General features: G+C 34.1%; 6 protein-coding genes. 5 read left to right on the forward strand and 1 reads right to left on the reverse strand.

Annotation, left to right across the window (positions count from 1 at the left end):
- The first annotated feature begins 71 nt into the window (after positions 1-71).
- The 3 genes from CAN42_RS04730 to CAN42_RS04740 all read left to right on the forward strand — a co-directional run bounded on the left by CAN42_RS04730 (position 72) and on the right by CAN42_RS04740 (position 1,303).
- The gene (locus CAN42_RS04730; RefSeq protein WP_085875740.1) at positions 72-293 is read left to right on the forward strand and encodes a DUF2922 domain-containing protein; all 222 of its coding nucleotides are present in this window, start codon (positions 72-74) and stop codon (positions 291-293) included.
- 11 nt (positions 294-304) lie between these two features.
- A complete protein-coding gene (locus CAN42_RS04735) occupies positions 305-454 on the forward strand; it encodes a YvrJ family protein (RefSeq protein WP_085875741.1) in 150 nt (49 codons plus the stop codon).
- Positions 455-1,111: 657 nt separating this feature from the next.
- Positions 1,112-1,303 carry a hypothetical protein gene (locus tag CAN42_RS04740; RefSeq protein WP_085875742.1) on the forward strand — a complete coding sequence of 64 codons (192 nt, stop codon included), beginning with the start codon at positions 1,112-1,114 and terminating at the stop codon, positions 1,301-1,303.
- Between the two features lie 228 nt (positions 1,304-1,531).
- Here the strand turns inward: CAN42_RS04740 and CAN42_RS04745 are convergent, their stop codons facing one another.
- Complete coding sequence (locus CAN42_RS04745; RefSeq protein WP_085875761.1) at positions 1,532-1,807, reverse strand: transposase; 276 nt, start codon at positions 1,805-1,807, stop codon at positions 1,532-1,534.
- Between the two features lie 651 nt (positions 1,808-2,458).
- On the opposite strand from CAN42_RS04745, the gene CAN42_RS04750 reads away from it, so the two are divergent.
- Positions 2,459-3,043 (forward strand): hypothetical protein, encoded by a 585-nt coding sequence (locus CAN42_RS04750; protein WP_085875743.1) that lies wholly within the window; start codon positions 2,459-2,461, stop codon positions 3,041-3,043.
- A gap of 27 nt (positions 3,044-3,070) precedes the next feature.
- Positions 3,071-6,150 (forward strand): Rib/alpha-like domain-containing protein (locus CAN42_RS04755; protein WP_135100550.1); only part of this gene is annotated, 3,080 nt, incomplete at its 3' end.

Raw genomic sequence — 6,150 nt, forward strand, 5'->3', positions numbered from 1 at the left:
TTTTAATCTTTTGCTTTGTAAGTTGTCGGCGTGAAATTTTGAGATTTCACTTGTTATGAAAGGAGATTTTTATGGATAAGAATACTAGAACATTAAGGATGAGTTTTTTTGATGAAGGTGGTAAGCCTTGGACTCTTACTATTTCTAACCCTAAAGACAATGTTGCTATTAGCGAGGTCAAGAATGTTTCTGATAATATTATTAATAACAAGCTTGTGGAAGGCAAGGTTGGTTTTGTCAAGACTTTCAATGGGGCTGTTATAGTGACTAGGGAAGAAAAACCTATTGAGTAAGGTTGAGTATTATGGAAGATTTATTGGCTAACATTTCAAATATTGGTTTTCCCATTGCCATCTCTTGTTACCTCTTGGTGAGGTTGGAGAAGAAGATGGAGGAGTTAAAGGAAGTTATTGTTGAACTTTCTAAGACTTTGGAGAATATGGGGGAGAGGTAGAGTTTTATTGTTAAAACTCTGGAAAGAATCTTTATGGATTCTTTATTTTTTTGTTTTTTTAATTTTATAGTTTTATATTTTTTATGTTGGATCAAGCCTAGGCTTGGTTATTTTTTTATACTTTTTTAAAGGGAAAGGGAAAAATTGGTAAAAGCTCCGCTTTTATATGCCTTATTGGAGGGACTTAGGGGCATCGTGAGGCCCCCTTGTGCCTGCGTGGTATTGCCCCTCCAAACCACCCCCTTCACCCCACGTACGTTGAGTCCAAAAAAATCGGTCATGCTAAATTTTCAAAACTCATTCGCTTCGCGAATTCAAACAGTTGAAAATTTTTAACGCATAACCGCTTTTTTTGCTCATTAGATGCACTCGATTAGCTTACGGCTTAAACCTTAAATCATTTTATTTCATAGGTCGCAAAAAATGGTCCAAGCACATTGAATTTTTTTACGGCTGTCTTGCCTTACGGGGTTTTTCAACCTTTAGTCTACGGTTTTACCTTTACAGCCTTTCAAACTTATGCTGAATTACATAAACAAACCTAATAACAATTAAAAAGTTTTTCATCAAAAAAGCTTAATCTTTAAAAGATCAAGTTTAATGTTTGATTGAAAATCATGTGTAATATACATATAATGACTTTAAGGAGCTGATGGTATGTCTAAATCAAAATTATCTCTTAATAAGAAGCAAGTAAATGATGTTGATAATAAATTAGAAGAAGATAGAATGTTTGAAGATGCAAGGAATTTTGTTGATAATCATATTGACGCTTTTAAAAGACTTGCAGAAATAAGTGATGGTATTATGGATAAGTATGACGAGGCTTTTAAGGAGTTAGGAAAGTAATTTTAGTCTAAAGTTCACAAAAAAATTGCTAAACCTATAAAAATTAAATCAAAAAAGAAGGTGATGTTGCAGAATAGATGATTCTACTCTGCGACATCATTTTTTTATTACATATTAAAGTTTAGCCATTGTGTTTTTTGCTTTTATATTATTTTCTGGATAGATTTAGCTTGTTTCCTATAAAAATGGGTGCACTTAATAAAGTTGGCTTTAATGAATATTTTTTTCTTAAGCAGCTTTGTATTTTATGATTTCTAAGTTCTTATTTTCTATTTTTGATGTTAGTTTATTTAAGTTTAGCCCTATTGATATGAGGCATATTTCACTTTTTATATTTTCTTTTCCTTTGTGGTGGAATCTGTTGTAGTTTAGGCCTGGCTTTATTTTTGAGAATGCTCCTTCGGCTTGAATTGATCTATTTATTCTTTCTTCTATTCCTTGGTCGGATTTTATGTTTTTTAAGGATTCTTCTCTATATTTTTGAAATGTTTCTGCTATGTAGATTCCTTTGTAAGTCTAAACCTCTACAAGGTCATCCTGAGGGGCAGCCGAGTTCTGCAAATCTGCCTTCACTTCACTCGGCTTCTTTGGAACTCTTTGCATGAGACCTGCTGCGAAATCAAAGATTTTGGCTATGGCTTCGACGGATCTGACCTGTATTTAACTTAGTACTTCCAACTGACTCCACAATATTTTAGATCCTTCGACTCGAGAATAAATTCCCTCGCTCAGGATGACCGAGTTGGAATGTGCTACCATCTTTCCCAACTGTCTTTTTTCACTTCCACATATAACAACAATAAAAATATTAAAAGATCTATATTACAAAAATTTCAAAAAAACTTATAAAAAACCTTGCATAACTTGAAATAATTGAGAAAATAAGGTCAAATATATTTACAGAATTGGTGAAAATAACAACACTCCACGATAATAATTTACTATGTTATCAAGAGTCGAATTTTCAAAAAAGAGAAGATTTTTATATAAACCATTTACAATAACAAAATCACAATAAAAATAATAGAGATTTAAAATTAAATTGAGAAGCAATGCAACAAATATTTTGAAAAAATCTCTATATTTTTATATAATTATATATAAGCTAGTAATAAGCTAAAAATCACACATTAAAATAATAAAAGGAGGAATAAAATGAATAATATTACTGACTCAAAAAATGAAAAAATTCAAATTTCTAAAATTTGGAAACAATTATGCTTGTATTTGTTAGTAATAAGCTTAATGCTACCATCGTTAACAGAAGTTGCATGGGCGGCGGCTAATCCACCAGAAGCAATGCTTAGAGACAATCAAGCGAGAGCAGGAGAAGCGCCATGGAAGCCTGACAATTATGAAAATGGTTCAGACGCTGCTGTAATGTCAAGAACAGGATATTGTGGAAGTGTACCTGCTGGAAGGTTTAGAAGTAGTGTTAACAACATATTCTACAAAGAATATAAAGATCCATATGACGGATTCGGCTGGTCAAGAAAACCAGGCGGAAATGATAATTATGCAGATGAGCTTATTAGAGTAAATGCAAAATTTGATAAAAATACCAACACTATATTTTGGAATATTATAATTAAAGGACAAAGTGCTGGAGACCTTATGGGTGTTACAAAAGACTTAACTAATCCATATTTTACTATTGCGATATCAAGAGGTCTAGAAAATCCGAAGAACCTCTATGTTTCTAATGGATATAGCAAATTGAAAGCATATCCTGACAATTAGCAAGAGCTAACTAGCGGAGACTTCAGAATGTATGATGCTGCTAAGGGTAGAAACTATGCTGTATATAATGGAAGAAGAATTCTTGGAGATAAAACTGATTCAAAAGATTTATTACTAGAAAAATACAGACTGCCATGTACGGGTAAAGACCAAGGGAAGTCAATGGCTTACAACATAGAGAAATACAACTACTATTCAAAGTATGCAATCTTAGACAATCAAGGAGGTTTAAATGTAGCAAACACTAGAATGTATTCTTTCACTACTGAACTGGACGAGGGAGAAGTAGCTGCACAAGGAGAACTTCCAAATGTAGATAGTGACTTTACCAACTATATGGGTTGGGGAGGAAAAAGAAATGACGTAGATTTAACTGGAAAAGTATGGATAACAGTTGGTGTTACAAGTAGAGAAGCGAGAACAAACACGGCAAAACCGCTTGGAACAGGAAACTACAACTTTTCTAAAATTGCAGTTGTTGACGTTGTACCTAATAAAGATAATCTAGGATTAGAGCCTTACTATAATGAAGGAAGCGGAAAAGCAGAAGAGACTGTAAAATTACCAGTCAATTTAAAGAATAGTAAAAAATTCCCAGAAGGAACTCGTTTCATGTTAGAATCTGATCCAAAGGATAAATTTGAGACAAATCATAGTACTGGGGCAATTACTCAAACACCAGCTAAACCAAATGGACCTATAAGCATAAATCAATACACTGGAGAAGTTACAGTCAAGATTCCAAAGGGAGCAAAAGGCGGAGAAGAGATAAAGGATAAGGTTCATGTTATTTACCCTGACGGTTCAACTCACATTGTACCTCTTGTAGTAAAGGTAATTGAAGATAAACCTAATATTAAAAGAGATTCCTTTGCAACAAATCCTTTAAATAATGAAAAGCAATTAGATAAAGTACCTTTTGATGACATCTACATGGGCGATGACGTTTTAACATACACATACGAAGCTGGAGATAAATCTAAAATCATAAAGAAGTTTACAGCAGACGGACTACCATCAGGAACAACTTTTGGTGTTGGGACTAAAGAAAGTAGTAATAATGCAGACGATGCAGACCACAAAAGACTTGAAAGACCACTATTATTAAAAGCTGACACAAAGGCAAAAGTAGGGGATTTTGCCATAACATTTAAAGCGGTAAATGGAAGTGGAAAAGAAACTACAGCGACAAATCCAGGAGTTATAAAGACTTATTTGCCAACTAATAATGGTACAAAGATCCGTATAAAGAAGGGCACACCAGAAGCTAATATACCAAGCCCAGAAGCTGCGATAGGTATTTACCAAAAAAAATACAAAGATCGTGATGATATTCGTAGAGAGCTGAACACAGGTATAAATGCAAATCTCATTAAAAAAGATAAAACTGGATATCTACCTGAGGGTACAACTTATACTTGGGAGAGAACCCCAGACACTGATGCAGTTGAACAAAGTCGTCTTTACTATGCCCTTGTAAAATATAAAGACAAAAACGGTAAAGAAGTTGTAGACAAAGTTCCTGTATATGTAGAAGTGTACGATACGGACGATGTAATTGCATATACTCCTAAGGATGTTACTAAGCCTACAAATGAGAAAGACAAGAATGTTCCTAAAAAAGATAGTAAAAAGGATGATGTCGATGTAAATGATTACAACATTGTTGCATTTAGAACAGAAGATAAGACTAAGGGAACATTAACAAAAGATAAAGAACAAAACAAAGAAGTAATTTCAGTTTTAGTTAAAAAGAACAAGTCTAATTTAAATACTTTTGGAAGTATAAAACCTACTGTAAACACAGTGAATGGTTATACATTTTGGTTCTGGGATAAAGACCCAGCTAATGTAAAACAAGTTGTGAAAGATAAAGATACCTATGCAAACAAAGATGTTTACACAGCATATTTCATTAAATCAGGCGATGAGATAAAAGAAGTTGACAAAAATATACCATTACCAAATGGATTCCACAAAGTAACAATAGCCAAAGGCGATGGAATAGAAGATAATAAATTATTTGGAAAAACTTATGCAGTTAAAGAGGGAGCAAAGCTTAGCAGGGATAAATTCCCTAATTTAAAGGCTCAAGCATCTTATAAAGAGCCTAAGTGGAACGTAGGTAATCCATGGGATCAAGTTATGGGAAAAGCTGATGTAACCTATACTGCAACAGCTGCACAGAAAACAATAGCAGAAAAGATCGAAGTATTAGGCGGCATAGAAGGAAAAGACCTAGCAGTATGGGTAGGCGACACACTAAACGCAGACTTTTGGAAGAAAGGCGTAGTAGCTAAGTCGACAGATACTATAAATAAAGCAGCAGTAGAAGCAACTATCCAAGCAGCAAAGAAAGTTGAAGACGTTACAAAACCTGCAAGAACAACAAATGCTGAAGTATTAAATCCTACAGCCGGAAAATTAAAGATTACATTTGCAGACGGTTCTTCATTAGAAGTAGAACAAAAGCTATATGTATACGCAAAGAAAACAACAAAACCAACAGCTCCTAAGCAACCAACACCAATAGATGCGGTAGTAGTAGCATACAATAAAGGTGACGGAGTAAAAGAACTACAAGGAACAGGAAAAACATTAGTAAAATCTGGTGAAACATTAGCTGATGCAGACTTCCCAAGAGCAACATTAAAAGAAGGACACAAGGATGTAACTTGGTCAGGACAAACAGCAGGTAATCCAAAAGACTACAAAGTAACAGAAAGCAACAAAGTATTTACAGCAACAGCAACAAAGATAGAATACACAACAGACGAAGTAATACCATGGATACCAAAAGATCCAAAGAATCCGGAAAATGACAAACCAACAACAGGAAAAGACGGAAAAGAAATCCCAGCAAACTATATAACAGTAACATTCAAGTCAGAAGACGCAACAAAGGGAACTGTAAAAGTAGGAACAAAAACTGGAGCAGAAGTAAAAGCAAAAGTAAAACCAGACACAGACTTAGCTAAGAGAACAGACATTACAGCAGAAGCTAAAAACGGATATGGATTTACAGAATGGGATCCAGCACTAGGCGTAGCTCAAAAAGAAAAACCATACATTGCAAAATTCATCAAAGATGGAAGCGAAGTAGGTAA

This window comes from Peptoniphilus vaginalis (genome assembly GCF_900176605.1).
Taxonomy (GTDB): domain Bacteria; phylum Bacillota; class Clostridia; order Tissierellales; family Peptoniphilaceae; genus Peptoniphilus_A; species Peptoniphilus_A vaginalis.